19 protein-coding genes and 1 riboswitch are annotated in these 26,975 nt (G+C 74.5%); of the genes, 14 read left to right on the forward strand and 5 right to left on the reverse strand.

Translation table 11 applies throughout. The annotated features are described in order from the left end of the window. Window positions 1-3 precede the first annotated feature (3 nt). Window positions 4-1,242: a CobW family GTP-binding protein gene (locus AB0O36_RS00465; protein WP_365101881.1), complete on the forward strand. Its 1,239-nt coding sequence runs from the start codon at window positions 4-6 to the stop codon at window positions 1,240-1,242. On the opposite strand, the gene AB0O36_RS00470 is transcribed toward AB0O36_RS00465, so the two are convergent. Together AB0O36_RS00470 and AB0O36_RS00475 are read right to left on the reverse strand one after the other, a co-directional pair. Further along, complete coding sequence (locus tag AB0O36_RS00470; protein WP_365101884.1) at window positions 1,188-3,563, reverse strand: restriction endonuclease; 2,376 nt, start codon at window positions 3,561-3,563, stop codon at window positions 1,188-1,190. The two genes, AB0O36_RS00465 and AB0O36_RS00470, sit on opposite strands and share 55 nt — an antisense overlap. A gap of 220 nt (window positions 3,564-3,783) precedes the next feature. Next, a complete protein-coding gene (locus tag AB0O36_RS00475; protein ID WP_365101886.1) occupies window positions 3,784-6,240 on the reverse strand; it encodes a DNA topoisomerase IV subunit A in 2,457 nt (818 codons plus the stop codon). Window positions 6,241-6,493: 253 nt separating this feature from the next. Here AB0O36_RS00475 and AB0O36_RS00480 point away from each other — a divergent pair, with 253 nt between their 5' ends. From AB0O36_RS00480 to AB0O36_RS00495, 4 genes are all read left to right on the forward strand, one after another. Next, complete coding sequence (locus tag AB0O36_RS00480; RefSeq protein WP_365101887.1) at window positions 6,494-7,867, forward strand: pitrilysin family protein; 1,374 nt, start codon at window positions 6,494-6,496, stop codon at window positions 7,865-7,867. A gap of 20 nt (window positions 7,868-7,887) precedes the next feature. Next, the gene (locus AB0O36_RS00485; protein WP_365102522.1) at window positions 7,888-9,255 is read left to right on the forward strand and encodes a pitrilysin family protein; all 1,368 of its coding nucleotides are present in this window, start codon (window positions 7,888-7,890) and stop codon (window positions 9,253-9,255) included. A 273-nt stretch (window positions 9,256-9,528) separates the two neighbouring features. After that, window positions 9,529-9,690: riboswitch (cyclic di-AMP (ydaO/yuaA leader) on the forward strand. A gap of 12 nt (window positions 9,691-9,702) precedes the next feature. Next, window positions 9,703-10,488, forward strand: coding sequence for a peptidoglycan DD-metalloendopeptidase family protein (locus tag AB0O36_RS00490; RefSeq protein ID WP_365101890.1), 786 nt, complete (start codon window positions 9,703-9,705; stop codon window positions 10,486-10,488). Window positions 10,489-10,684: 196 nt separating this feature from the next. Next, window positions 10,685-11,335, forward strand: coding sequence for a GntR family transcriptional regulator (locus tag AB0O36_RS00495; RefSeq protein WP_365101893.1), 651 nt, complete (start codon window positions 10,685-10,687; stop codon window positions 11,333-11,335). Between the two features lie 446 nt (window positions 11,336-11,781). Here the strand turns inward: AB0O36_RS00495 and AB0O36_RS00500 are convergent, their stop codons facing one another. Beyond that, complete coding sequence (locus AB0O36_RS00500; RefSeq protein ID WP_125647959.1) at window positions 11,782-12,063, reverse strand: HPr family phosphocarrier protein; 282 nt, start codon at window positions 12,061-12,063, stop codon at window positions 11,782-11,784. Between the two features lie 186 nt (window positions 12,064-12,249). On the opposite strand from AB0O36_RS00500, the gene AB0O36_RS00505 reads away from it, so the two are divergent. The 8 genes from AB0O36_RS00505 to AB0O36_RS00540 all read left to right on the forward strand — a co-directional run bounded on the left by AB0O36_RS00505 (window position 12,250) and on the right by AB0O36_RS00540 (window position 23,352). Next, entirely contained in the window at window positions 12,250-15,753 is a 3,504-nt protein-coding gene (locus tag AB0O36_RS00505; protein WP_365101896.1) for a GNAT family N-acetyltransferase, read from the forward strand. 77 nt (window positions 15,754-15,830) lie between these two features. Next, complete coding sequence (locus AB0O36_RS00510; protein ID WP_365101899.1) at window positions 15,831-16,439, forward strand: DUF5998 family protein; 609 nt, start codon at window positions 15,831-15,833, stop codon at window positions 16,437-16,439. After that, window positions 16,439-17,647, forward strand: a complete 1,209-nt coding sequence (locus AB0O36_RS00515; protein WP_365101902.1) for a nucleotide pyrophosphatase/phosphodiesterase family protein — start codon at window positions 16,439-16,441, stop codon at window positions 17,645-17,647. Before AB0O36_RS00510 ends, AB0O36_RS00515 begins: the two co-directional genes overlap by 1 nt. Before the next feature lie 100 nt (window positions 17,648-17,747). Then, window positions 17,748-18,398 (forward strand): thymidine kinase, encoded by a 651-nt coding sequence (locus AB0O36_RS00520; protein ID WP_365101905.1) that lies wholly within the window; start codon window positions 17,748-17,750, stop codon window positions 18,396-18,398. Window positions 18,399-18,623: 225 nt separating this feature from the next. Continuing rightward, on the forward strand, window positions 18,624-21,242 hold the full coding sequence (locus AB0O36_RS00525) for an MDR family MFS transporter (RefSeq protein ID WP_365101908.1): 2,619 nt from the start codon (window positions 18,624-18,626) through the stop codon (window positions 21,240-21,242). Window positions 21,243-21,298: 56 nt separating this feature from the next. Continuing rightward, entirely contained in the window at window positions 21,299-21,811 is a 513-nt protein-coding gene (locus AB0O36_RS00530; protein ID WP_365101911.1) for a hypothetical protein, read from the forward strand. 93 nt (window positions 21,812-21,904) lie between these two features. After that, complete coding sequence (locus tag AB0O36_RS00535) at window positions 21,905-23,044, forward strand: sulfite exporter TauE/SafE family protein (protein WP_365101914.1); 1,140 nt, start codon at window positions 21,905-21,907, stop codon at window positions 23,042-23,044. Continuing rightward, window positions 23,041-23,352, forward strand: coding sequence for a heavy metal-associated domain-containing protein (locus tag AB0O36_RS00540; protein WP_365101917.1), 312 nt, complete (start codon window positions 23,041-23,043; stop codon window positions 23,350-23,352). The genes AB0O36_RS00535 and AB0O36_RS00540 overlap by 4 nt, the downstream gene beginning before the upstream one ends. Before the next feature lie 7 nt (window positions 23,353-23,359). Here the strand turns inward: AB0O36_RS00540 and AB0O36_RS00545 are convergent, their stop codons facing one another. Next, a complete protein-coding gene (locus tag AB0O36_RS00545; protein WP_365101920.1) occupies window positions 23,360-24,136 on the reverse strand; it encodes a VOC family protein in 777 nt (258 codons plus the stop codon). A gap of 191 nt (window positions 24,137-24,327) precedes the next feature. Between AB0O36_RS00545 and AB0O36_RS00550 the strand changes: the two genes are divergently transcribed. Beyond that, complete coding sequence (locus AB0O36_RS00550; protein WP_365101923.1) at window positions 24,328-25,164, forward strand: sulfurtransferase; 837 nt, start codon at window positions 24,328-24,330, stop codon at window positions 25,162-25,164. A gap of 550 nt (window positions 25,165-25,714) precedes the next feature. Here AB0O36_RS00550 and sepH read toward each other — a convergent pair. Continuing rightward, a complete protein-coding gene (gene sepH, locus AB0O36_RS00555) occupies window positions 25,715-26,758 on the reverse strand; it encodes a septation protein SepH (protein WP_365101926.1) in 1,044 nt (347 codons plus the stop codon). Between the last annotated feature and the right edge of the window lie 217 nt (window positions 26,759-26,975).

Below are 26,975 nucleotides of genomic sequence, written 5' to 3' on the forward strand. Positions count from 1 at the left end.
CGGGTGAACAGCAGCGCCCGGGCGGACAGCAGGCAGCCCATCCACCCCATCCCCGTCGTCGTCCTCGCCGGATTCCTCGGTTCCGGCAAGACCACCCTGCTCAACCACCTGCTCCGGGCCGCTCGGGGGACCCGGATCGGCGTGGTGGTCAACGACTTCGGCTCCATCGAGATCGACGCCATGAAGGTCGCCGGCCAGGTCGGCGACTCCATGGTCTCGCTCGGCGGCGGCTGTCTGTGCTGTGCGGTGGACGGCAGCGAGCTCGACCTCTACCTGGGGAAGCTCTCACAGCCGCAGCACCGCATCGACGTGATCGTCATCGAGGCGAGCGGGCTGGCCGAGCCGCAGGAGCTCGTCCGGATGCTGGTGGCCAGCGAGAACCCCGCCATCCGCTACGGCGGCATGGTCGAGGTGGTGGACGCCGCCGAGTTCGACGCCACCCGGGCCCGGCACCCGGAGACCGACCGCCACCTGGGCGTGGCCGACCTCGTCGTGCTCAACAAGACCGACCGCGTGGCCCCGGCCGAAACCGCCCGCATCGAAGGCGTGCTGGCGGGGCTCTGCCCCGGTGTCCCGGTGGTCGCCGCCGACCACGGACGGATCGACCCGGAGATCCTCTTCGACCGGAGGCCGTGGGCCGAGACCCGGGGCCAGCTGTCCTTCGAGGACCTGCTCGCGGAGGCCGAGGACGAGGCCGGGAGCGGGTCCGGGAGCGGTTCCGCAGGACATCAGGGGCACGCCCACGCGCACTACGAGAGCACCGAGTTCACGTCGGACGGCGCCCTCAGCCCGCGCCGGTTCATCGACTTCCTCGACGCCCGTCCGCCCGGCCTGTACCGGATCAAGGGCTACGTGTACTTCGGCGTCCCCGGCCACCGGGAGAAGTACGAGGTCCATGCCGTGGGCAGGTTCCTGCGGTTCGCCCCGCTGCCCTGGGGCCGCACCGAGCCCCGCCGGACCCAACTGGTCCTGATCGGTTCCGGCACGGACGGGGCAGCCCTGCGCGCAGGGCTGGAGGACTGCCGGGAGCCCGACCCGGGGCGGCTCGGCCCCGAGAGCATGTGGGGCGTGCTGCGCTACGTACACCGGGAGCCGGAGCACGAGCCGGACCCCGACTCGGACCCGGAGTCGGAACGGGACTCGGCGCCGGACCGGGAGGCCGATCCGGGAGCGGACGCGTCCTGGAGTCAGGCGACCTCGACGCCGTGGTCGCCCAGCAGCTCCGCCAGCCCGCCCCGGTAGCCGCGGCCGCCGGCCACGAAGTCCCAGTCGCCGTTGGCCCGGCGCCGGAACGAGCCGAGGGCGAGCGCGGTCTCGCCGGGCCGGCCGTCGTTGACCTCCAGCCGGTCCAGCTCCTCGCCGGCCGCGCCGAGCAGCCGTACGTAGGCCCCCGAGAACCCGGCGAGGTCCCCGGCCGGGTCCTGCTCCGGGTCCACGGCGGCGACCAGCACCAGCCGGTCGGCGCGGTCCGGGAGGTGGTCGAAGGCGACCTCCACCGCGGCCCGGTCCGGAGCGGCGTGCTGCCGGGCCCGTACGGAACCGTCGGGGGTGCTCGGGTTGTTGAAGAACACCAGGTGCTCCTCGCTCAGCACCTCCCCGCCCCGGCAGACCAGTGCGCACACGTCGAGCGGTACGGCGCCCGCCCAGTTCAGCCCGAGCACGTTGAACGCGTCCGGCGGTATGTGCCCCGCGGCCGGCGGGGCACCCGGGACGCCCGGGGCCCCGGCGGGACCCGCCGCGGTGACCGCGGGCATCGCGGCCACGGTGGGCGCCGTGGACACCGAGGGGAACGCGGGGGCGGCCGGGGGAGCGGAGGGCATGGCCGGCGGAGCGGGGGGCACCGGCGGGACCGGCAGCGCGGCCAGCGTCGGGGCCCAGGCGTCCGCCGCGGACGGGACGCCCGCCGGGGGCGTCGCGCCCGAGGGGGCCGCCATACCCGCGGGGGAAGGCGGGGAGGGCGGGGCCGGCGGGCCCGCCGGGCCGCCGCCCAGACGCCCGCGCAGCCCGTGCCGGTGCAGCAGCTCGACCAGGTCGGGCCCGGACACCAGCTCCAGCGGCTTGCCCTCCGCGAACCGGTGCGAGGAGGGCCCGAACGAGGAAGTGGTGACCAGGACGCCCTTGTTGGCGCCGCGGTCCTGCACCGTCCCGAACAGGTCCCGGACCGCCGTCGGCGGCACCGTGTTCCGGTAGCGCTTGACCTGCACCACGATCCGGCCGCCGCGGATCGGCGTCGGGTCCACCGCCTCGACGTCCACCCCGCCGTCCCCGGACCGCTGGGTCGTCACTGCCTCCATGCCCATCGCCCGGAACAGCTCGGCGACCAGGTCCTCGAACTCGATCGGGTCCATGAGGAACAGGTCCGGCTCCGGCCCGCCGGGGCCGCCGCCCGCGGAACCCGCGGCCCCGGCGCCCCCGGGAACGCCGGCACCCGCGCCGGGTCCGGCCGCCGGGCCGGTGCCGCGGCCGGCCTCGGCCACCGGCAGCACCGGCCGTACGGCCGTCTGCTGGTCGGGGCGCGCCGACAGCTGCCCGCGGAGCTCGTCCACCAGGCAGTCCACCGCGCTCACCTGCTCCAGGTGCAGTCCGGTCACCGCGGACCGGGCGGCCTGCACGCCCGCCAGGTAGATCCGGGCCGGGCGGCCGGTCGCCGGATCGTGTCCGTCCAGGAAGCCGTTGACCACCACCGAGTCCAGCACGCCGAACTCGTCCGCCGCGAACGCCCGGTGCACGACCAGCAGCACGCACTGCGCCAGCACGTCCCGGTACAGCTCGCGCCGCTGGGTGACCGGCCGGGCGGTCTCCTTGTCCTGGTCGGTGCTCGGCACGTACCGCACGGCCTTGGCCTCCGGCACCACCTCGAAGCCGGGCAGTTCCCAGTCGACGACCAGTCGGCGGGTCGCCGGTTCGTACGCGGCCTCGTGCTGGAGCGGCAGCTCCTGCGGCCAGCCCGGTGCGGACTCCAGGGCCTCGGAGAAGTGGTCCACGACCGCCCCGGGGTCCCCCGCCCGCAGGGCGCCGCCCCGCCCGGTCAGCGCCGCGTTGTGCCGGCGGATCTCGGCCAGCCGCTGCTCCGCCCACCGGTCGTACTGCGCGCGGAGGGCCGCGAGCTGCCGCTGCCGCTCGCCCTCGGCGGCGTGCGCCGCCTGCCAGGCCTGGGTGTAGCGGGCGTGCGCCTCGCGTTCGGCCCGCTGCCGCTGACCCGAGGTCAGCGACCAGCCCGACTGCCCCTGGAAGTGCGCCAGCTGGGGCATCGGCACCGGCTGCGCCAGGTGGCCCGGGTCGAAGGGCTCCACCTGCTCCGGGAGCCGCTGTGCCCCACCGGGCCGGAACGCGGGGGCGCGGCACCCGGCCGCCAGCAGTCCGCGCAGGGCCTCCGCCCGGGCCTCCAGCTCATCGGTGCGGCGCTGCGCCTCGGCCGCACGGTGGCGCCGGTAGGCGGTCTCCTGCCGGCGCAGCCCCTGTGCGACCTCGCGCTCGTGCGCGCGCTGCCGCCGCTCCGCCTCCTGCTGCTGCCGCTGGATGGCTGCCCAGGTCTGCAGCGGACCGTTCGACCGACGGCTCATCAGCGGCTCTCCCCCCACCCGCAGCGGCCACGACATGAGGGCCGACTGCGTCACCAAGACCTTAACGGCCCGAAACGGGCCGCGGACCACCCGATGCCGCCGGATCCGCCCGGAGCACCGGGATCCGCCCGGAACACCAGGATCCGCCCGGACCGGCCCGGACCCGGCCCTGACCCACCCGTACCGGCCGCGGCGGACGGAGCCGCGGCCGGTACGCAGGTCAGAGCATGCCGCCGGCCACCACGTCCACCGGCTTCGGCAGCGGCGTACCCGAGCCGTCCCGGCGCGGGTCCGGCTCCGGCAGGTCCACCGGGGTGCCGTTGGCCGTGGCGCCGCGGGCCGGGGCGTGGCCCGCCCAGGCCAGCACCAGGCCGTCCTCGCCCTTGAGGAACCGCTGGCAGCGCACGCCGCCGGTGGCCCGGCCCTTGCGCGGGTACTGGTCGAACGGGGTCAGCTTGGCCGTGGACGACGAGTCGTCCAGGGTGCCCTGGCCGCCGGCGACCGTGAAGACGTACGCCTCCGCCGCCGGGTCCACCGCCGAGAAGTGGATCACCTTGGCGCCGTCGGAGAGCTTGATGCCCGCCATACCGCCCGCCGGGCGGCCCTGCGGGCGCACCTGGCCTGCCGGGTAGCGCAGCAGCTGGGCGTCGTCGGTGATGAAGACCAGGTCCTCCTCACCGGTGCGGAGCTCCACCGCGCCGACGATCCGGTCGCCCTCCTTGAGGGTGATGACCTCCAGCTCCTCCTTGTTGGCCGGGTAGTCCGGCACCACCCGCTTGACCACGCCCTGTTCGGTGCCCAGGGCCAGGCCCTGCGAGTTCGCCTCGTCCAGCGAGGTCAGGCAGACCACCCTCTCGTCCGGCTCCAGGCCGGACAGGAACTCGCTGATCGGGGCGCCGCCGGCCAGGTTGGGCGCGGAGGCCGTGTCGGGCAGCTGCGGCAGGTCGATCACCGCGATGCGCAGCAGCCGGCCCGTCGAGGTGACCGCGCCGACGTCGGCCCGGGCCGTCGCCGTGACCTGGGAGGCGATCAGGTCGTGCCTGCTGCGCCGGCCGTCGGCCTCGGGCAGCGGGGCGGCGGTCACCGTGCGGGCCAGCAGACCCGTCGAGGACAGCAGCACCCGGCACGGGTCGTCGGCGACCTCCAGCGGGACCGCCGCCACCGGCGCGCCCGCCGACTCCAGCAGCACCGTGCGCCGCTCGGTGCCGAACTTCTTCGCCACCGCCGCCAGTTCCGCGCTGACCAGCTTGCGCAGCTCGCTGTCCGAATCCAGGATCCGGGTGAGCTCCTCGATTTCGGCGTTCAGCCGGTCGCGCTCCGACTCCAGCTCCAGCCGGTCGAACTTGGTGAGCCGGCGCAGCGGGGTGTCCAGGATGTACTGGGTCTGGATCTCGCTCAGCGAGAAGCGCGCCATCAGGCGCTCCTTGGCCTGCGCCGAGTTCTCGCTCTCCCGGATCAGCGCGATGACCTCGTCGATGTCGAGCAGCGCCACCAGCAGGCCCTCGACCAGGTGCAGCCGGTCGCGGCGCTTGCCGCGGCGGAACTCGCTGCGCCGCCGCACCACGTCGAAGCGGTGGTCGAGGTAGACCTCCAGCAGCTCTTTCAGACCGAGGGTCAGCGGCTGCCCGTCGACCAGCGCCACGTTGTTGATGCCGAAGGACTCCTCCATCGGCGTCAGCTTGTAGAGCTGCTCCAGCACGGCCTCCGGGTGGAAGCCGTTCTTGACCTCGATGACCAGGCGCAGGCCGTGCGCGCGGTCGGTGAGGTCCTTGACGTCCGCGATGCCCTGCAGCTTCTTCGAGCCGACCAGGTCCTTGATCTTCGCGACGACCTTCTCCGGGCCGACCGTGAACGGCAGCTCCGTCACCACCAGGCCCTTGCGGCGGGCCGTCACGTCCTCCACGGACACCGTGGCGCGGATCTTGAAGGTGCCGCGGCCGGTCTCGTAGGCGTCCTTGATCCCGTTCAGGCCCACGATGCGGCCGCCGGTGGGCAGGTCCGGACCCGGGACGAAGCGCATCAGCGCCTCCAGGTCCGCCTGCGGGTACCGGATCAGGTGCCGGGCGGCCGCGATGACCTCGCCCAGGTTGTGCGGGGGCATGTTGGTGGCCATGCCGACCGCGATGCCGGAGGCGCCGTTCACCAGCAGGTTCGGGTACGCCGCCGGGAGGGCGACCGGCTCCCGCTCCTGGCCGTCGTAGTTCGGCGTGAAATCGACCGTGTCCTCGTCGATGGACTCCGTCATCAGCGAGGTCGCGTCGGCCATCCGGCACTCGGTGTACCGCATCGCGGCCGGCGGGTCGTCATTGCCCAGCGAACCGAAGTTGCCGTGGCCGTCGACCAGGGGCACCCGCATGGAGAAGGGCTGCGCCATGCGCACCAGGGCGTCGTAGATCGACGCGTCGCCGTGCGGGTGCAGCTTGCCCATGACCTCGCCGACGACGCGGGCGCACTTGACGTATCCCCGGTCGCGGCGCAGGCCCATCTCGTTCATCTGGTACACGATCCGGCGGTGCACCGGCTTCAATCCGTCCCGCGCGTCCGGCAGGGCGCGCGAGTAGATCACCGAGTACGCGTACTCGAGGAAGGAGCCCTGCATTTCGTCGACGACGTCGATGTCGAGGATCTTCTCCTCGAAATCCTCCGGCGGCGGGGTCTTCGTGCTGCGGCGGGCCATCGCTGCGGCGCTCCTTACCAAGACGGGACGGGGGTCTGACGCGGACCATTGTGGCCCCCAGCACCGACAACGCCGACCCCGACCCAGGCGGAGTCGCCCTCGGGGGCTGCTCTGCGGCTCGTTGCGGGGGCATTCCGGGGGCCGCCCGGCGGAGTCGCCGGACACCGGGAACTTCTCCGGATGTCGGTGCGCTTGCATACAGTGACAGGTCTGACAGGAATCTCAGCATCGCCATCGAAGGGACCACATGCCCATGGGTCACACGGCCACCGAGCAGACCGCCTCCGGCGGCCTGACAGCGACCGAGCACCGGCTGGCCAACGGCCTGCGCGTGGTGCTCTCCGAGGACCACCTGACCCCGGTGGCCGCGGTCTGCCTGTGGTACGACGTCGGCTCCCGGCACGAAGTCAAGGGGCGTACCGGTCTGGCTCACCTCTTCGAGCACCTGATGTTCCAGGGCTCGGCGAGCGTGAAGGGCAACGGCCACTTCGAGCTCGTCCAGGGCGCCGGCGGCTCGCTCAACGGCACCACCAGCTTCGAGCGCACCAACTACTTCGAGACGATGCCCACCCACCAGCTGGAGCTCGCGCTGTGGCTGGAGGCGGACCGGATGGGCTCGCTGCTGGCCGCCCTGGACGACGAGTCCATGGAGAACCAGCGCGACGTGGTGAAGAACGAGCGCCGCCAGCGGTACGACAACGTGCCGTACGGCACCGCCTTCGAGAAGCTGACGGCCATGGCCTACCCCGAGGGCCACCCGTACCACCACACCCCGATCGGCTCGATGGCCGACCTGGACGCGGCCTCCCTGGAGGACGCCCGCACGTTCTTCCGCACCTACTACGCGCCGAACAACGCGGTGCTCTCGGTCGTCGGCGACATCGACCCCGAGCAGACCCTCGCCTGGATCGAGAAGTACTTCGGCAGCATCCCCGCGCACGACGGCAAGCAGCCGCCGCGCGACGGCACCCTCCCCGAGACCATCGGCGAGCAGCTGCGCCAGGAGCTCGTCGAGGAGGTGCCCGCCCGGGCCCTGATGGCCGCCTACCGGCTGCCCCACGACGGCACCCGCGAGTGCGATGCCGCCGACGTGGCCCTGACCATCCTGGGCGGGGGAGAGTCCTCCCGCCTCCACAACCGCCTGGTGCGCCGTGACCAGACGGCCGTCGCGGCCGGGTTCGGCATGCTGCGCCTGGCCGGCGCGCCCTCCCTGGGCTGGCTGGACGTCAAGTTCTCCGGTGGGGTCGAGATCCCCGCCATCGAGGCCGCCGTGGACGAGGAGCTCGCCCGGTTCGCCGCCGAGGGCCCCACGGCCGAGGAGATGGAGCGCGCCCAGGCCCAGCTGGAGCGCGAATGGCTGGACCGGCTCGGCACGGTGGCCGGGCGCGCCGACGAACTCTGCCGGTTCGCGGTGCTGTTCGGCGACCCCCAGCTGGCGCTGACCGCCGTCAAGCGGGTCCTGGACATCACCGCCGAGGAGGTGCAGGCCGTGGCCGCCGCCCGGCTGCGCCCCGACAACCGGGCGGTGCTGGCCTACGAGCCGCTCACCGCGGAAGCCGGCGAGGCCGCCGATGCCGCTGACGCCGCCGATGCCGGGAACGACGAGAACGAGGGGGCGGAGCAGTGAGCGACACCGCAGCCGTCACGATGACCTTCCACCCGCAGCCGCAGGCCGGCGCGCCCAAGCCGTGGGCCTTCCCCGCCCCCGAGCGCGGCACCCTGCCCAACGGCCTGACCGTGCTCCGCTGCCACCGCCCCGGCCAGCAGGTGGTGGCCGTCGAGATCTTCCTCGACGCCCCGCTGGACGCCGAGCCCCAGGGACTGGACGGCGTGGCCGCGATCATGGCGCGGGCCCTGTCCGAGGGCACCGACAAGCACTCCGCCGAGGAGTTCGCGGCCGCGCTGGAGCGCTGCGGCGCCACCCTCGACGCGCACGCCGACCACCCCGGCGTCCGGGTCTCCCTGGAGGTCCCGGCCTCCCGGCTGCCCAAGGCGCTGGGCCTGCTCGCCGAGGCGCTGCGCGCCCCCGCCTTCGCCGACGGCGAGGTGGACCGCCTGGTCCGCAACCGCCTCGACGAGATCCCGCACGAGCTGGCCAACCCGCAGCGCCGGGCGGCCAAGCAGTTCTACAAGGAGCTGTTCCCGGCCGACCTCCGCATGTCCCGGCCCCGCCAGGGCACCGAGGAGACCGTCGCCCGGATCGACTCCGCCGCCGTACGCGCCTTCTACGAGGCCCACGTACGCCCCGCCACCGCCACCGCCGTGGTCGTCGGCGACTACACCGGCATCGACCTGGACGCGGTGCTGGCGGACACCCTGGGCGGCTGGACCGGCGGCACCGCCACGCCCCGCCCGGTGCCCCCGGTGACCGCCGACGACACCGGCCGCGTGATCATCGTGGACCGGCCCGGCGCGGTCCAGACGCAGCTGCTCCTCGGCCGGATCGGGCCGGACCGGCACGACCGCGTGTGGCCGGCCCAGGTGCTCGGCACGTACTGCCTGGGCGGCACCCTGACCTCCCGGCTGGACAAGGTGCTCCGCGAGGAGAAGGGCTACACCTACGGGGTGCGCGCCTTCGGGCAGGTGCTGCGGTCCACCCAGGAGGGCACCGGAGCGGCCATGCTGGCCATCAACGGCTCCGTGGACACCCCGAACACCGGTCCGGCCCTGCAGGACCTGTGGACGGTGCTGCGGACGCTCGCCGAGGGCGGCCTGACCGACGCCGAACGGGACGTGGCGGTGCAGAACCTGGTGGGCGTGGCCCCGCTGAAGTTCGAGACCGCGGCCTCCGTCGCGGGCACCCTCGCCGACCAGGTCGAGCAACAGCTCCCGGACGACTTCCAGGCGCAGTTGTACGCGCGGCTGGCCGAAACCGGCACCGTGGAGGCGACGTCGGCGGTCGTCAGCGCCTTCCCGGTGGACCGTCTGGTGACGGTGCTGGTCGGCGACGCGTCGCAGATCGCGGAGCCGGTCCGGGCGCTGGGCATCGGCGAGGTGACCGTGGTCGCCAACTGACCACGGCAACGGCCGGTTGAGCAAGGCCGGTTGGGCCCGTAGGCGCACCGCCGGACGGGTCCGGCCGCCGTCAACCGGGTTTCCGCTCAAGGGGTCCTGGCGGGTTGTCCGCCAGGGCCCCCTTGCGTCTCGAATGTCTGGTTTACGGGTGGGGTTGCCCGTATGTCGTGTGGCGTACGCAACAAAAACCCGTGTCCGTTTGGTGATCGAGTGATGATCCGCCTAGCGTCGGTCTCGCTGTCCGTCAGCTGCAACAGCCGCACCCGCGGCACCGGACAGCGATCGCCGAGTCCCCGTCAGGCGCGAGCCTGGGGAGCCGGGGACCCACATCAGTCCCTGGGGTGAATCGGACAGCCTTCCCCCCGGAGGCGTCCGTAGGAGACCTTCCTGCTCCGAACCCGTCAGCTAACCCGGTAGGCGAGAGGGAAGGAAAGGATCACCCTTTTCATGGGCACTCGTGGCGCCGGCAAGCACCGTGGTTCCAGCCGCCTGACGAAGAAGACCGCCGGCATAGCCGGGATCGCCGCCCTCGCCACCACCGGCGTCATCGGCTCCTTCGCCGCCCCGGCCTTCGCGGCCGACAACGACAGCACGGCGCCGGACCCGGGCCTGAACCACATCAGCATCGGTGACGACGCGGCCCTCGAGATCGAGGCCCAGGCCGACGCCCAGCAGTCCGCCGCCGAGGCCGCCGCCCTCAAGGCGCAGGCCGAGGCCGAGGCCAAGCAGCGGGCCGCCGAGGCCAAGCGCATGGCCGAGGTCCGGGTGAAGGCGGAGCGCGAGGCCAAGGAGCGCGCCGAGCGCGAGGCCGAGCGCAAGCGGCTGAACACCTTCGTCTCGCCGCTTGCCGACTCCTACGTCTCCACCCAGTACAAGGCCGGCGGCGGCATGTGGTCCTCCGGCAGCCACACCGGCATCGACTTCCACGCCTCCGAGGGCACCGTGGTCCGCGCCGTGGGCATGGGCACCGTCGTCGAGGCGGGCTGGGGCGGCGCCTACGGCAACAACGTGGTGATCAAGCACGCGGACGGCACCTACACCCAGTACGGCCACATGAAGTCGCTGAGCGTCCGCGTCGGCCAGCAGGTCGCCCCGGGCCAGCAGATCGGCCTGTCCGGCGACACCGGCAACTCCAGCGGCCCGCACCTGCACTTCGAGGCCCGGACCGGCGCCCAGTACGGCTCGGACATCAACCCGATCACGTACCTGCGCGGTCACGGCGTCACCGTCTGACCGGACGCGAGAACCCCGAGGAAGGCCCCGGCTCACCGAGCCGGGGCCTTCCTCCGTCTCCGGGCGGGGTCTCCGGTCCCTTGGGTTTCCCGTCCGTACTCGGAAATTCCCGCGCCCTGTCATACAGTTCTCGGATAGGTATCCGATCGGTACCGGTTTCGAAATCGGCGGCTCGCAATCAGGCGGAGGTCCGGTCTTGCGTATTCCTGCGCATGCGGTGTGTACGGCAATTCGCGACGACATCGTCACCGGTGTATTCGAGCCGGGCGGCAGACTCACCGAGGAACTGCTGGCCCGCCGGTACGGGGTCTCCCGGGTCCCGGTCCGCGAGGCGCTGCGCACCCTGGAGTCCGAGGGGTTCGTGATCACCCGGCGGCACGCGGGCGCGTGCGTGGCCGAGCCGACCGAACAGGAGGCGGCGGACCTGCTGGAGCTGCGGATGCTGCTGGAGCCGCTGGCCGCGGCCAGGGCGGCCCGGCGCCGTACGGACGCCCATCTGAAGGTGCTGCGGGGGCTGGTCAGGCTGGGCCAGGAGCGGGCCAGGCAGGGGCAGGGCGATGACCTGCGGGCACTGGGTGGCTGGTTCCACGAGACGCTGGCCCAGGCGTCCGCCAGCCCCGGCCTGATCTCGCTGCTGGCGCAGCTGAGGCACAAGGTCGCCTGGATGTTCGCGGTCCAGCCGCCGACCCGGCCGGTGGAGTCCTGGGCGGAGCGCGGCGCGATCGTGGACGCGGTGGCGCGGGGGGACGCGGAGCGCGCCCGAGCCCTGACGGCGGCGCACGCGGAGCGGGCGGAGGAGGGGTACCGGCCGCGGTGGCGGACGGCCCGGGCCGGGGCGGCGCGGTGAGGATTCCGCAACGTGCCGTCAACACGACGGGCGGCGGTATTTAACAATTCCGGTATACAAAGGGACGGCTGCCGCGGCCCGCACGGCGGCTTTTCCTGATGCCGGTAATTCGCGGAGCTCCGGGTGTTCTCATGGCACCTGCCCGCGCAGTTCGCCCGCGTTCGCGGAATAGTGCCCGGGGGAATTCTGGTGCCGATATCGGCGCCCCGCCGAGGTGTGGGCAGGCGTTCCGCGGGGCGATGGGGGTCCCCCTGCTCGAGCGGAGCCGAGAGCTTGGGGGAGGGTGGGCGCACCGGAACGCCGCTCCGCAGGCTCGCTCCCGCCCGGCCGAAGCCCCGCTCGGCGCCGGCACGCACACGGTCGGCCGCGGCGACACCGCACATGCCGGAGCCGCGGCTCCCGACCAAGCGGAGCCGCGGCTCAGGGGTGTGTGGGGACCCGGAGGGTCAGACCGTCTCGGGAAGCTCCTCGAGACCCTCGGCGACCAGCTTCGCCAGGCGGTCCAGCGCGACCTCCGCGCCCTCCGCCTCGGAGGCGAGCACGATCTCCTCGCCGCCCTGGGCGCCCAGGCCCAGCACCGCGAGCATGGAACCGGCGTTGACCGGGGTGCCGTCCGCCTTGGCGATCGTCACCGGGATGCCGGAAGCAGTCGCCGCACGGACGAAGATCGAGGCGGGACGAGCGTGCAGGCCCTCGGCCCAGCCGACGTTGACGCGGCGCTCTGCCATGGTGGTTGCCCTTCAGGTTCTGGCGGTTGTCTAGACCAGTCTCTCACGGCGTGCGGAATGCTCCGGCCGACCTCCGGCCCGCGCTCCCGCATCCCTGGACCTTCCCCAGCTTGCACCGCTTTGTCCCCTGTTGCCCAACACGCCGCGCGAGCGCTCACCAGCGCGTTCCGGCCTTAAGATCACCCCATGACCACCGCGTCGGATCCCTCGTACCCGGCCCACTGGGAAGCGGACGTCGTGCTGCGCGACGGCGGCACCGCCCGTATCCGCCCCATCACTCCCGAGGACGCCGACCGGTTGGTCAGCTTCTATGCGCAGGTGTCGGAGGAGTCGAAGTACTACCGGTTCTTCGCCCCGCACCCCCGGCTCTCCGACCGCCAGGTCCACCGCTTCACGCACCACGACTACGTGGACCGCGTCGGCCTCGCCGCCACCGTGGGCGGGGAGTTCATCGCCACCGTCCGCTACGACCGGATCGACGCGGACGGCCGCCCCGCCACCGCCCCCGCCGACCGGGCCGAGGTCGCCTTCCTGGTCCAGGACGCCCACCAGGGCCGCGGAGTGGCCTCCGTACTCCTCGAACACATCGGCGCGGTGGCCCGCGAACGCGGCATCCGCCGCTTCGTCGCCGAGGTGCTGCCCGCCAACATCAAGATGATCAAGGTGTTCAAGGACGTGGGGTACCAGCAGAAGCGGACCTTCGAGGACGGCTCGGTGCACCTCACCCTCGACCTGGAACCCACCGCGGAGTCCCTCGCCGTCCAGCGCGCCCGTGAACAGCGCGCCGAGGCCCGCTCGGTGCAGCGGCTGCTCGCGCCCGGCTCGGTCGCGGTGATCGGGGTCAGCCGGTCCGGCGGCGGCCTGGGTGCCGCCGCCCTGCGCAACCTGCGCGACAGCGGCTTCCGCGGCCACCTCTACGCGGTCAACCACGCCCTCCCCGCGGGCGGCATAGCCGGAGACCTGCTGGAGGGCGTCCGCGCCTACCGCTCGCTCGGCGACATCGGCGCCCCCGTCGACCTCGCGGTGGTCGCCGTCCCGGCGGAGCGCGTCCCCGAGGTGGTCGCCTCCTGCGGCGAGCACGGCGTCCAGGGCCTCGTCGTCCTCTCCGCAGGCTACGGCGAGAGCGGCCCCGAGGGGCTGGAGCGGCAGCGCGAACTGCTGCGCCAGGCCCGTTCGTACGGGATGCGGATCATCGGCCCCAACGCCTACGGCGTCATCAACACCTCGCCGGAGGTCAGCCTCAACGCCTCGCTCACCCCGGGCCCGGCACCGGCCCGGGGCCGGATCGGGCTGTTCACCCAGTCCGGCGCGATCGGCATCTCCCTGCTGTCCGGGCTGCTGCGGCGCGGCGAAGGGCTGTCCTCCTTCGTCTCGGCGGGCAACCGTGCGGACGTCTCGGGCAACGACATCCTGCAGTACTGGTACGAGGACCCGGACACGGACGTGGCCCTGATGTACCTCGAAACCCTGGGCAACCCGCGGAAGTTCACCCGGCTCGCCCGCCGCACCTCGGCGGTGAAGCCGGTGGTCGTCGCCAAGGGCGGCCGGCACACGGGGGTCACCCCGGCCGGGCACGCCGTCCCCGGCACCCGGCTCCCCGACGCCACCGTCTCGGCGCTGCTCCGGCAGGCGGGCGTGATCCGCGTGGACACCGTCACCGAACTGGTGGACGCCGGCCTGCTGCTGGCCGGACAGCCGCTGCCCGCCGGGCCCCGGGTGGCCATCCTCGGCAACTCCGAGTCGCTGGGCGTGCTCACCTACGACGCCTGCGTGTGGGAGCGGCTGCGGCCGCACCCGCCGGTCGACCTGACGACGGAGGCCACGCCGGAGGACTTCCGGGCCGCTCTCGCCGCGGCCCTGTCCTCGGCGGACAACGACGCGGTGGTCGTCACCGCCATACCTGCCGTGGGGGAGCCGGAGCTCGCCGACGAACTGGCCCGGGCCCTGCGGTCCGCGGCCGCGGAGGTGCCGGGCAAGCCGGTGCTGGTGGTCCACGTCGAGCTCGGCGGGCTGGCCGACGCCCTGTCCGCCGCGCGGATCCCCGGACCGACGGGCCTCGCGGGCCTCGCCCACGTCCCGGTCCCGGGACCGGGCGGCACCGGCCCGGGTGCCGCCGGGGCGGGAGCCGCGGAGGGCGCGGGCCGGCCCGCCGGCGTCACCGGCCGGAGCGCCGGCCCGGCCGAGCCGCGGCCGGACGGCACGCATGATGGCGCGGGCCACGGCGCGGGCGACACCACGCCGGGCGGTGCCGTCCCGGATGGTTCCGCCGGGCAGCCGGGCGGTTGTGCCGGGCACCCTGTCGTTCCCGCCGGGCACCCGGGCGGTTCCGGCCCGGCCGCCGGCGAGGACCCCGGCGCCACACGGGGTACCGGCACGCACCGGGGCTCTGCCGACACGGCCGGGGTGTCGGACGGTTCCACGGCCGTCGGGCCGGGCACCGGTTCCCGCCGGGGCCCCGCTGACACGGCCGGGGTGCCGGACGGTCCCCCGGACACTGCTCGGGGTACCGGTACGCACCGGGGCTCCGCCGCCGCGACCGAGGCGCCGACCGGCCCGACGGCCACCGGCCCCGCGGCAACCACCCCCGCGGCGACCACCCCCGCGACGACCGCTTCCGCGTCCACCGGCCCCGCGCCGGCCGGTCGGGAGGCCGTCGGCGCAGACGCCGCCGGGTACCCAGGGTCCGCCTGGTCCCCGGGGCACACCGGGTCCGTAGGGTCCGCCGGATCCCCCAGGCCCGCCGGATCCCCGGGGCCCGACCGGGCCGCCGCCTCCGCGGTTCCGTCCGCGGCCCCGCACCCCGGCCCCGCGCGGGAGCCGCTCCGCATCCCCGCCTACCCCGCCGCCGAACGCGCCGCCCGCGCACTCGCCCAGGCCGTCCGCTACGCCGACTGGCGCCGGGCCGACGCCGAGGCCGGCAGCACGCCCGAATACGAGGACATCGACGAGGCCGGCGCCGCCGACCTGCTCGCCGGCCTGCTGCGGGACGCCGGCGGCGAAGCCGTCCTGACCCTCGGCCCGGCGGACGCCGCAGAGCTCCTGGCCCGGTACGGCATCCGCGTCCTGCCCACGTTCCCCGCGCCCACCCCCGACGCCGCCGTGGACGCGGCCCGGCGGCTCGGCTTCCCCGTCGCCCTCAAGACCACCGCCCCGCACCTGCGCCACCGCGCCGACCTGGGCGGCGTACGACTGGACCTGACCACCGAGGCCGAGCTGCGCCGGTCCTACGACGAGCTCACCGAGACCCTCGGGAAGCCCGCCGAGCTGCAGCCGGTCGTCCAGGCCATGGTGCCGCGCGGCGTGGACACCGTGATCCGGTCCGTGATCGACCCGGCCGTCGGCGCGGTCCTCTCCTTCGGCCTGGCCGGCGTCGCCTCCGAGCTCCTCGGTGACACCGCCCACCGCCTGGTGCCCGCCACCTCCCGGGACGTGGCCGAGCTCATCCGTTCCATCCGGGCCGCCCCGCTCCTCTTCGGCTGGCGCGGCAGCGACCCCGTCGACACCCCGGCCCTGGAAGAGCTGCTGCTGCGGCTGTCCCGGCTCGTCGACACCCACCCCGAGGTGGTCGGGGTGGAGCTGGAACCCGTCGTGGTGGCCGCCGAGGGGCTCTCCGTGCTCAGCGCGACCGTCCGCGTGGCGCACCCTCCGGCACGCACCGATCTCGGCCCGCGGACCCTCCCCAGCTATTGAGCGGACACCGACCGGGGGCGCGCGGCGGCCACGGGGCGCCGCACGGCGAGGCCGGAGCGCCCCGTACGGGCCTTAGGATGGACCCCATGGCGAAATCCGGTACGACGACCCAGGGGCTGCGCGCGGCGATCGAGCGCAGCGGCTACTACCCGGCCCTCGTGGCCGAGGCCGTGGAGGCCGCGGTGGGCGGCGAGCCGATCTCGTCGTACCTGGTCCACCAGGAGACCACCTTCGACTCCAACGAGGTGCGCCGGCACGTCACCGTGCTGGTCCTGACCGGCAACCGCTTCATCGTCAGCCACACCGACGAGCAGGCCGCCGACGCCGGTTCCCCGTCCCCGTACGCGACCACCTCCACCGAGTCGGTCAAGATCGGCGCGATCTCCTCGGTGGTCCTCAGCCGGGTCGTGGCCAACCCCGAGTCCTACACCCCGGGCACCCTGCCCCGGGAGGTCGTCCTCACCATCGGCTGGGGCGCCGTCTCCCGGATCGACCTGGAGCCGGCCGCCTGCGGCGACCCGAACTGCGACTCCGACCACGGCTACACCGGCAATTCCACCGCGGACGACCTGAGCCTGCGGGTCAGCGAGGCGGGCGACGGCCCCGAGGCCGTCCGCCAGACCCTGGCCTTCGCCCAGGCGCTCTCCGAGGCCACCGCGGCCACCGGCTCCCCCGCCGCCCGCTGATGGCGTACCCGCCCGCGCAGCCGGACTGGGACGAGCCCGAACTGCTGGACCTCGGCACCGCCCCCGTTCCCGAGTACGGCGCCGGCTCCCTCGCCGACCTGCTGCCCACGCTGGCGGCCGGCCAGGGCGTGCCCGGTCTCTCCGCCACCCTCACCGAGCTCACCCCGGCCGACCGGAACTGCGTGTTCCTGATCGACGGGCTCGGCTGGGAGCAGGTCAGGGCCCACCCGGCCGAGGCGCCCTTCCTCACCTCGCTGCTGCCGTCCTCCCGCGGCGGCACCGGCCGGCCGATCACCGCCGGCTTCCCGGCGACCACCGCCACCTCACTGGCCTCCGTCGGCACCGGCCTCCCGCCGGCCCGGCACGGCCTGCCCGGATACGCGGCCCGGAACCCGGAGACCGGCGAGCTGATGAACCAGCTCCGCTGGCACCCGTGGACCCCGCCCGCGGTCTGGCAGCCGTACCCCACCGTCTTCCGGCTCGCGGACGCCGCGGGGGTGGCCACCGCCCAGGTGTCCTCGCCCGCCTTCCAGACCACCCCGCTCACCAAGGTCGCGCTGAGCGGCGGCACCTTCCACGGCCGGATGAGCGGCGAGGAGCGGATGGACCTGGCCGCGGACCGGCTCGCCGCCGGGGACCGCTCGCTGGTCTACACGTACTACAGCGAACTCGACGGCGCCGGACACCGGCACGGTGTGGACTCCGACCTCTGGCGCGGCCAGCTGATGTACGTGGACCGCCTCGTGCAGCGCCTGGCCGAGCAGCTTCCGCCGCGCACCGCCCTCTACGTCACCGCCGACCACGGCATGGTCGACATCCCCTTCGACGAGGACGCGCGGATCGACTTCGACGAGGACTGGGAACTGCGCGCGGGCGTCGCCCTGCTGGGCGGCGAGGGCCGGGCCCGGCACGTGTACGCCGTCCCGGGAGCCGAGGTCGACGTGCTGACCGTGTGGCGCGAGGTGCTCGGCGACCGCTTCTGGGTCGCGAGCCGCCAAGAGGCCCTGGACCTGGGCTGGTTCGGGCCGCCGGGGGAGTGCGACGAGCGGGTCCTCGGTCGGATCGGCGACGTGATCGCCGCCGCCCACGCCGACGTGGCGATCACCGCCTCCGTCAACGAGCCCAACGAGTCCGCCCTGACCGGCATGCACGGCTCGATGACCCCCGCGGAACAGCTCGTCCCGCTCCTCGAAGTCCGCTCCTCCTGACCCCGCCGACGGTCGAACGCCGACCGTCGCCCCGCCCCGGCCGCCCACCGACCGCCGACCCGGCCGACCGTCGACCCTGCCGAAAGGTTTCGAACTCCCCATGCCCGAGCTGGTGTTCTTCTCCGGAACGATGGACTGCGGAAAGAGCACTCTGGCGCTCCAGATCACGCACAACCGCTCCGCACGCGGTCTGGTCGGCGTGATCTTCACGCGGCAGGACCGCGCCGGCGAAGGAAAGCTCTCCTCGCGCCTCGGTCTGGTGACGGACGCGGTAGAGGTCACCGACCCGATGGACGTCTACGCGTACCTGGTGGGCGAGCTCTCGGCGGGCGGCAAGGCGGACTACGTGATCGTGGACGAGGCCCAGTTCCTGACCCCCGCCCAGATCGACCAGCTGGCGCGGATCGTGGACGACCTCGGCATGGACGTCTTCGCCTTCGGCATCACCACCGACTTCCGCACCAAGCTCTTCCCGGGCTCGCAGCGGCTGATCGAGCTGGCCGACCGCATCGAGCAGCTCCAGGTCGAGGCCCTCTGCTGGTGCGGCGCCCGCGCCACCCACAACGCCCGCACGGTGGGCGGCGTGATGGTCGTCGAGGGCGAGCAGGTGGTCGTCGGAGACGTCAACCGCCCGGCGGAGGAGATCGGCTACGAAGTCCTCTGCCGCCGCCACCACCGCCGCCGCATGACCTCCGCCGCAGTCCACGCCGGCGCCCTCTCCCCGGACGTCCTCCCGGTCAACCAGGCCTGAGTCCGCCTTCTCCGCCCTCTCCGCACCCGTCGCCCCGATGTGTTGACCGGGTGATCGCGCCACCCGCCATCGACGGGGCGGCCGAGCGGCTGACCGCAGCGGGCGTCCGGCACGGCGGGGTGCCGCCGTCGTCTTCCGTCCCGTCAACCGCCCCTGAGTGAGCCGTCGTTCACGTGATCGGCCATTGGCCGCGCCCCTGACGGACGAGCGGGCTATCGTGCTGCCGTGGAGCAGCTGATCAACGAGGACCCCGACCGCATAGGCCCGTACCGGCTGATCGCCCGGCTGGGTGCGGGCGGGATGGGCCTGGTGTACCTGGGGCGTTCCGAGGGCGGCCGGACGGTGGCGGTGAAGGTCGTGCAGGCCGAGCACGCCCAGAACCCGGAATTCCGCAGGCGGTTCGCGCGCGAAGTGGCCGCGGCGCGCCGGGTGGGCGGGAGCTGGACGGCCGACGTGCTCGACGCCGATCCGGAGGCCGCCGTGCCCTGGGTGGCGACCCGGTACGTCCCGGGGCCGGACCTGCACGCCGTGGTCGAGCGGGACTTCGGGCCGCTGCCCGGGCACTCGGTGCGCATCCTCGCCAACCGCCTCGCGCTCGCCCTGCAGGCCGTGCACGGGGCGGGGCTCATCCACCGCGACCTCAAGCCGTCCAATGTGCTGGTCACCGTCGACGGGCCGTGCGTCATCGACTTCGGCATCGTGCGGGCCATGGACACCCTCGGGCCGGACAGCCTGCACACGCACACGGGGATGCTGATCGGCTCCCCCGGCTTCATGTCCCCCGAGCAGGTCCGCGGGCTCGAACTCACCCCCGCGAGCGACGTCTTCTGCCTGGGTGCGGTCCTCGTCTACGCCGCCACCGGGCGCATGCTCTTCGGCGCCAGGGACACCGGCCTGAACGCCCACCTCTTCCGCGTCGCCGAGGAGGAGGCCGATCTCACCGGTGTCCCGGAGGGCCTGGCGGACCTCGTCCGGGCCTGTCTGGACAAGGACCCGGCCCGCCGGCCCACCCCGGAGCAGGTGGTCGAGCGTACGGCGGCCGCCGACGGCGCGGAATGGCTGCCCGGTGCGGTGCTCGCGCAACTCGGGCGCCATGCCGCAGGGTTGCTGGACTTCGCTCCCGAGACGCGCGTCGCCGGGACCGCAGCCGCTGCGCCCGCCGCACCGCCGGACCCCCGGGTACCGGTCCGGCCCCCGTCCCCCTCGCCCTCGTCCTCCTCCCCGTCCGGGCCTCCGGTGCCGCCCCCGCCGCCCGCCTACGCCCCGGCGGGCCCGACGCCTCCGGCGTACTCCCCTCCCGGGCAGGGCTTCGGCCCGCCCCCGGGCGCCCTCCCCGACGAGGCCCCCGGCCCGGCCGCGGCGCCGCCCCACCCCCGGCGCTGGTGGGGCCTGGCGGTGATCGCCCTGGCGCAGCTGATGGTGCTGCTGGACGTGACGGCCTTCAACCTCGCCCTGCCGACCGTGCAGGCCGACCTGGCCTTCCCCTCCGAGGATCTGGACCCGCTCTTCGAGAGCTACACGTTCGCCTTCGCGGCCCTGCTCGTCCTCGGCGGCCACCTCGCGGACCTCGTCGGCCGCAAGGCCCTGCTGATCAGCGGCCTGGCCGGATCCGCGGCGGCCTCCGTGGTCGCGGGCACGGCCGGCACCGCCGGCCTGCTGACCGCGGCCCGGATCGGGCAGGGCGCCTTCGCCGCGCTGCTCACGGCGTCCACACTGGCCCTGCTGACGGCCTCCTTCCCCGCCGGGAAGGAACGCGGCACGGCGTTCGGCGTCTACGCCGCGGTCGTCGGCGGCGGTTCCGTGTTCGGCCTGCTGACCGGAGGATGGCTCCTGGAGGCCCTCTCCTGGAGGGTGGCCGCGTACGCCACCGCCGTCCTCGCCGTGGTCGCCCTGGCCGGCACGCTCGCCCTGGTGCACGACGGCCCCCGGCGCCCCGACCGCCCCGCCGGCCCCGGAGGCCGGTTCGACCCGATCGGCGCGCTGCTCGGCACCGCCGGACTCGTCGTCCTCACCTGCGCCTTCACCGCGGCCCAGCCGGACCACTGGGCCGACCCGATCACCCTGGTCCTGCTCGTGGCCGGCGCCGCCCTGTTCACGGCGTACGCCGCATGGCGGGCCAGGACCCCCCGCCCGCTCCCGGGGTCGGCCGACAGCCCCGCCCGCGCCCGCCTGGGGTGCTTCCTCGCGCTCTTCCCGGCCGGGGTCGGCGCCGCCGCCTCCTTCCCTCCCGTGGTGTTCTTCCTGCAGAACTTCCTCGGCTACCCCCCGGTCCGGGCCGGCACCGCCCTGCTGCCCATGGTCGCCGCGGTCGTCACCGGGTCCCAGGCCTCCGGCCGCCTGGCGGCCCGGGTCGCCCCCCGCGTCCTGATCGCCGTGGGACTTGCGGCCGCAGCCGGCGGGCTGCTGCTCCTCTCCGGCATGGCGCCGGGGGGCGCGTACGCCGTCCAGGTCCTGCCCGGCACCGTCCTGTACGGCCTCGGGACGGGCGTCGCCCTCGCCCCGCTCTTCGCCACCGGCACCGCCGGCGCCGACCCGCAGCGCTCCGGCGCGGTGGCCGCGGCCGTCACGGCGGCCCAGCACGCGGGCGGAACGTTCGGCGCGGCACTCTTCAGCAGCGTCCTGCACGCCGGCATGAAGGACTGGATGCCGGAATCCCTCAAGACCGACCTGCTGGCCGGGTACACCGACACCCTGCTGTGGGCGGCCGGAGCCATGCTCCTCGGGGCCCTGATCGCCGGCCTGACGGTCACGGCCACGGCCACGACCCCGGTCGGGGCCACGGCCGGGAGCGGGGCAGGGGGACGGGGGCCGGTGACCCCGGGGACGGCCGACACCGCGGGGTGAGCCCCCGGGGCGGGGCGGTCAGCCGCCGGACTCCGGCGGGTCCTAGCATGGCGGGCGTGCTGCGCCGCCTCCCCCTGCCGCTCCGGGCCTGGTCCGGGATGCTGCTGGCGTGCGCGCTGTTCGTCTGCCTGTCGGGTGCGGCACGGCAGGCGGGAGCGCTGCACGCGGCGTCGGCCGCGGGCTGGATGCGGGCTCCCATGACGTCCCCGATGGCGACGGCGATGGCGATGGTGATGCCGGACGCACTGCCGGAGGCGGCCGTGCCGACGGCACCGGAGACGGCCACGGCCTCGGGGACACCGGCGGCATCGGCCGTTCCGGCGGCATCGGCCATGCCGACGCCGGCCGTCACCACGGCCCGGCTACACCACGGATGTCCGGACGCCGATCCCTGCCCCGCCCCCAAGGTGCTGCCCGTTCAGGACGCTTCCGGGCACGCGCAGCCTCCCGCCGTGACGCGCCCGGCGGGCGCCTGCGGTACCGCCACCGGGGCGGCGTGGGCCCATGCCCCGCCGCCGCCCGTACCCGACCCTCCCGATCTGCACCGGTTGTGCGTGTCCCGGACGTGAGACGACAGGCCCGCCCGTCCTCCCACATCCTTCGGCGTGCCCTGAGAGCGAGCACGCCGACCGCGCAACACCGCAGAACAGGAGTCACGACGCATGTCGTCGTCCGTCGCTTTGCTGATCACCGGTGCGGGCACCGGTCTGTTCGCCGGCGGTGCCTCGTGCGCCGCCGTTCAGGGGGGCCTGCTGGCCGGAGCGGTGACCCGCCTCCGCAACCCCGAGGAGGGCGCACGCGCCCCACTGGCCCCGGTCGGGGCCTTCCTGGCAGGGAAGCTGGCCTCGCACGCCCTCCTCGGCGCCCTGCTGGGCGCCTTCGGCAGTGCCCTGCAGCCCGGTCCGCGGGTGCAGGCGGGACTGCTGCTCGCGGCCGGGGCACTGATGGTGCTGTTCGCGCTGGACCTCTTCGGGGTCAAGGCGGCCGGGCGGCTGGTACCGCGTCCGCCCGCCGCGCTCGGCCGGGTGCTCAGGCGCAGCGCCCGTACGCGTTCGGTCGGCACCCCGGCACTGATCGGTTTCGCCACCGCCCTGGTGCCCTGCGGGGTGACCCTGTCCATGGAGCTCCTGGCCGTCACCTCGGGCTCGCCGGTGGCCGGCGCCGCCGTGATGGCCGGGTTCGTCGTGGGCACGGCCCCGTTGTTCGGTCTGCTCGGGTACCTGTTCCGGCGCGGCAGCCAGGCCCTCTCCGGGCAACTGGCCGGGCTGACCGGGGTGGTGGTGCTGGCCGTGGCCGCCTGGACGATGGCATCCGCCCTCCAGGCGGGCGGCTGGGTCGCCTTCGACTCCCCGGACCGCCGCCCCACCGCCACCGGCCCGTTCACGGTGGAGGGCGTGGAAGGCGGCGCCCCGGCCTCCGAGGACCCCGCCTCCGAGGACCCCGCGAACCCCGCCGGCCCGGCCGGGTCCAGCGGCTCCGCCGACGGGTCCGGGTCCCTGCCCGCACCCGTACGGACCGATGCGAACGGGCGGCAGATCGTCACGCTCACCGTGACCGACTTCTACGCGCCCACCCGCTTCACCGCCCGGTCCGGAGTGCCGACGACGCTGGTGCTGCACGGCAAGGACTCCGGCGGCTGCGCCCGTGCCTTCACCATCCCCGCCCTGGGGGTCCAGGAGATCGTCAAGCGCGACGGGGACACCGAGGTGGACCTGGGCACTCCCGGGCCCGGAACCCTCCGCTTCACCTGTGCCATGGGGATGCAGACCGGCGCCATCGACTTCGGGAAGGGGCGGTCGTGAACCTCTTCCGGCGCAAGGACCGGCGCAAGGACCGGCCCACGGACCGGCCCACGGACGGGAGCGGTGAGCACCCCGGCGGGCAGGTGGTGGTCCTCGTCGTCGAGGGCATGCACTGCACCGGCTGCGGCCTGCTCATCGACGACGGGCTGGAGGAGCTCGATGGGGTCCGCTCGGCCTCCACCAGCGCCCGCACCGGCCGTACGGTGATCCGCCTCGCGCCCGGCGCCCGGACCGATACGGCGGCCCTGGTCGCGGCCGTCGAGTCGGCGGGGGAGCCGGGACGGTACAGGGCCCGCCCCGCCGGCTGATCCGCGCTCAGCGTTCGCTGCGGACGATCGTGAAGATCGCGCCCTCCGGGTCCGAGACCACGGCCAGCCGGCCGTTCGCGGTCTCGTGGGGCGGCCGCAGGACCCGGCCGCCGACATCGGCGGCCAGCTCCGCCGCCGCGTCCGTGTCGTCGACCTCGAAGTACGTCATCCAGTGCGCGCCCCGGTCGTGCGGCAGGGCGCGCCCCACCCCGTGCACGGCGGCGACCGGCCGGCCCACCACGTGGAGCGTCAGGTAGTCGAAGTCCGCCGACACCACGGCCTCCGGGTCATGGCCGAAAACCGCTTGGTAGAACTTGCCGACCGTGGACGTGTCCCGGGTGACCAGTTCGTTCCACGCAGGGGTGCCGTGGACCCCGGTCAGCCGGGTGCCGATGTGCGCGGCCCCCTGCCAGATGCCGAAGACGGCGCCGACCGGGTCGGAGCAGATCGCCATCCGGCCGGCGGCGCCCGCGTCCAGCGGCCCCACCGCCACGGTGCCGCCGCACCCGCGGATCGTCTCCGCCGTCTCGTCGGCGTCGTCGGTCGCGAAGTACGTCGTCCAGGCCACGGGCAGGTTGTGGTCCGGCGGCAGCTGTCCGATGCCGGCCACCTCCCTGCCGTCGATCAGCGCCCGCACGTAGGGGCCGAAGGGCTCGGGTCCGGGCGCGAACTCCCAGCCGAACAGGGCGCCGTAGAAATCCTCCGTCGTGCCGAGACCGTGCACCATCAGGCTCACCCAGCACGGGGTGCCGGGGGCGCGCCGTGTCTCCGCATGGTCGGTCATCGCCCTGTCTCCTCCGTCGTTGCCGCCGTCGCCGCCGCGTCGGTCGTGGGGGTGATGCTTCCACTCCGAGGGCCGTCCCGCGCCCCGACCGGCCGCGTTTCGCGGTGCCGGCCAGGAGATGACCGAATCCCTGCGGCCCGTCCATGTCGGCCTTGTTACACGCGGTACGCACGGGGGTGGAGGATGGGGCCATGACTTCGATCCTCTCTGCAACCGAACTGAAGGCCGAGCTTGCGGGCTCCCGGCCGCCGGTGCTCCTGGACGTCCGCTGGCAGCTGGGCGGCCCCGACCTGCGGCCGGAGTACGAGGCCGGACACGTGCCGGGGGCGGTGTACGTCGACCTGGACCGGGAGCTCGCCGGTCCGCCCGGGAAGGGCGGGCGGCACCCGCTGCCGGAGGCGGAGGCGTTCGGAGCGGTGATGCGGCGGGCCGGTGTCGGCACGGACACGCCCGTGGTCGTGTACGACGGCGGGCTGGGCTGGGCGGCCGCCCGGGCGTGGTGGATGCTGCGCTGGACGGGTCACCCGAACGTGCGGGTCCTCGACGGGGGACTGGCCGCGTGGACCGCGGCGGGCGGCGAGCTGTCGGCCGAGGCGCCGGCTCCGGAGGAGGGCGATTTCAAGCCACAGCCGGGTGCGATGGGGCTGCTGGACGCGGACGAGGCGGCGGCGCTGGCCCGCTCGGGTCTGCTGCTCGACGCGCGGGCGGGGGAGCGGTACCGGGGAGAGGTCGAGCCGATCGACCGGATCGGCGGGCACATCCCGGGCGCGGTGTCGGCTCCGACGACGGAGAACGTCGGGCCGGACGGGCGTTTCCTGCCGGCGGCGGAGCTGCGGGCGCGCTTCGGTGCGCTGGGTGCCTCGGCGGAGGGGGAGGTGGGCGTGTACTGCGGCTCGGGCGTCTCGGGCGCACACCAGGTCCTGGCGCTGTCGGTCGCGGGCGTTCCCGCTGCGCTGTACGCCGGGAGCTGGTCGGAGTGGTCCTCGGACGAGTCCCGCCCGGTCGCGGTCGGCCCGGACCCGCAGTAGCCGCCGGCGGCGGCGCGGCGGGGCACTCCGCAGGGCAGCTCCGCCCCACCCGGCCTCCGATCCGGTCCCGGCTCCGCCGAGGTGCGGCCAGGCGTTCCGCCTGGCTTGGCCCACCCCGTGGGTGGGTCCGGCTCCGCCGAGGGTATGGGCGGCGGCTTCGCCGAGGTGTGGGCAGGCGTTCCGCGGGGCGGAACGGGTGGGCACACCGGAACGCCGCTCCGCAGGCTCGCTCCCGCCCGGCCGAAGCGATGGCTCGCTCCGACGGAGCCGCCGCCCCTGAGGCGAAGCACCGGCTCCGCCTGGGTGCGGAGCTCCGTCCGGAGCGGGGGTCGACCCCGTCAGCGGGGTCGGGGTACAGGCACACGCTGCGCGTTCGGCGCGCGCCGTCGTGCCGTGTGCCCACCCGTGCCGCCCTGCGGCACGCCTGCCCACACGGCCGTGTGAACGGCGCGAGCCCCGCCCGGCCGAGGCAACGGCCGGCAGTCGCACGGCGGCGCGGCCTGCGGCCGCAAAGCCGCACGGCTGGGCATCGGCTGCGGCCCGCCGGAGGCTACTCCTGCTTTTTGCGGCGGGTGCCGAAGACGATTTCGTCCCAGCTGGGGACCGCCGCGCGGCGCCCCGGCCGGACGCCGTCCGCTTCGGCCTGGCGGTCGGTGGTGCCGGTCAGCCGGTCGCGGTGGCCGGCCACCGTCCGCGGCATGAGGACGTCCGCGTACGCCGAGCCCGCTCCCGCCGATGCCGCCGGCGGAGCCGCGGCGGCCTCCTCGGCCTCCGCGTCCTCATCGGCGTACGGCTCCGCAGGGGCCACGGCGGGCCGCTCCGGGACGACCAGGTCGCCCCGGAAGCTGGGCACCGCTTCCAGCAGGCTGGTCAGCGAGTCCCGCTCCTCCTCCGGTTCGGGCGGGGGTGCGGAGGCGATCGCCGGCAACTGGCGGTCCAGCGCACGGTCGAGCGGCCGGTCCCGCGGCAGCCGTGCGATCCGCGGCACGAACGGGAAGGTCGGCTCCGGTGCGGACGGCAGGTCGTCCGATTCGCCGATCAGCGAGCGGGCCTCGTCGTCCACGGCCACGACCAGCCGGCGCGGCGGGTCGTACGTCCAGCTCGCCGAGTGCGGTTCGCCCGCGACCCGGTAGACCAGCAGCACCTCCCAGGTGCCGTCGTCCCGGCGCCACGAATCCCACTGCACGGTGTCCTTGTCGGCGCCGCGCAGCAGCAGCCGCTCCTGTACGGCCTCGCCGAGCTGGGGTCCGGTGTTCTCACCGGGGCGCCGTACGGGGGTCTTCCGGGCGCGCTCGGCCATGAAGGCGCGCTCTGCCAGGACCGGTCCCTCGAAGCGGCGGACGCGGTCCACCGGGATGCCGGCGAGCTGTGCGACCTCCTCCGCGGAGGCACCGGCACGTATCCGGGCCTGGATGTCCCGCGGGCGGAGGTGGCTCTCCACCTCGATCTCGATCTGGTTCAGCCGGGCACGGTCGTTCCGGACCGCCGCCCGCAGCCGTTCGTCGATCGGAAGCGTGTACTCCGTGCTGTCCGCAGCCTTGAGAACCAGTCGTGTGCCGTCATTGGAGACGGCCACGACACGCAGTTCGGGCATGGGGACCTCCCGGGTGGTGCCTGCCGACGTCACGTGCGTCGCTGCTTCCGCTAGTCGAGTGTGGCCTGCCCGGGTGCAGCCTGCCACAACCTTGCCGAGTTAAACCGGCGTGTCGGGCATGCGCCCTTGATCGCCGTTATGGCACGGTTACCTGATGGCCACTCACAGTGACCGAGTGGTCACTGTGCGCAGCAGGAATCCGTGCGATCGTGCGTCA

The organism is Streptomyces sp. NPDC089799 (genome assembly GCF_040684755.1).
GTDB lineage: Bacteria > Actinomycetota > Actinomycetes > Streptomycetales > Streptomycetaceae > Streptomyces.

What these genes read in the sequence shown, in the direction of transcription:
- AB0O36_RS00545 (WP_365101920.1), bottom strand. Translation starts at nt 24,136, where the DNA reads ATGACCGACCATGCGGAGACACGGCGCGCCCCCGGCACCCCGTGCTGG.
- AB0O36_RS00535 (WP_365101914.1), top strand. Translation starts at nt 21,905, where the DNA reads ATGTCGTCGTCCGTCGCTTTGCTGATCACCGGTGCGGGCACCGGTCTG.
- AB0O36_RS00515 (WP_365101902.1), top strand. Translation starts at nt 16,439, where the DNA reads ATGGCGTACCCGCCCGCGCAGCCGGACTGGGACGAGCCCGAACTGCTG.
- AB0O36_RS00480 (WP_365101887.1), top strand. Translation starts at nt 6,494, where the DNA reads ATGGGTCACACGGCCACCGAGCAGACCGCCTCCGGCGGCCTGACAGCG.
- sepH (WP_365101926.1), bottom strand. Translation starts at nt 26,758, where the DNA reads ATGCCCGAACTGCGTGTCGTGGCCGTCTCCAATGACGGCACACGACTG.
- AB0O36_RS00490 (WP_365101890.1), top strand. Translation starts at nt 9,703, where the DNA reads ATGGGCACTCGTGGCGCCGGCAAGCACCGTGGTTCCAGCCGCCTGACG.
- AB0O36_RS00520 (WP_365101905.1), top strand. Translation starts at nt 17,748, where the DNA reads ATGCCCGAGCTGGTGTTCTTCTCCGGAACGATGGACTGCGGAAAGAGC.
- AB0O36_RS00470 (WP_365101884.1), bottom strand. Translation starts at nt 3,563, where the DNA reads ATGAGCCGTCGGTCGAACGGTCCGCTGCAGACCTGGGCAGCCATCCAG.
- AB0O36_RS00475 (WP_365101886.1), bottom strand. Translation starts at nt 6,240, where the DNA reads ATGGCCCGCCGCAGCACGAAGACCCCGCCGCCGGAGGATTTCGAGGAG.
- AB0O36_RS00505 (WP_365101896.1), top strand. Translation starts at nt 12,250, where the DNA reads ATGACCACCGCGTCGGATCCCTCGTACCCGGCCCACTGGGAAGCGGAC.
- AB0O36_RS00500 (WP_125647959.1), bottom strand. Translation starts at nt 12,063, where the DNA reads ATGGCAGAGCGCCGCGTCAACGTCGGCTGGGCCGAGGGCCTGCACGCT.
- AB0O36_RS00485 (WP_365102522.1), top strand. Translation starts at nt 7,888, where the DNA reads ATGACCTTCCACCCGCAGCCGCAGGCCGGCGCGCCCAAGCCGTGGGCC.
- AB0O36_RS00550 (WP_365101923.1), top strand. Translation starts at nt 24,328, where the DNA reads ATGACTTCGATCCTCTCTGCAACCGAACTGAAGGCCGAGCTTGCGGGC.
- AB0O36_RS00510 (WP_365101899.1), top strand. Translation starts at nt 15,831, where the DNA reads ATGGACCCCATGGCGAAATCCGGTACGACGACCCAGGGGCTGCGCGCG.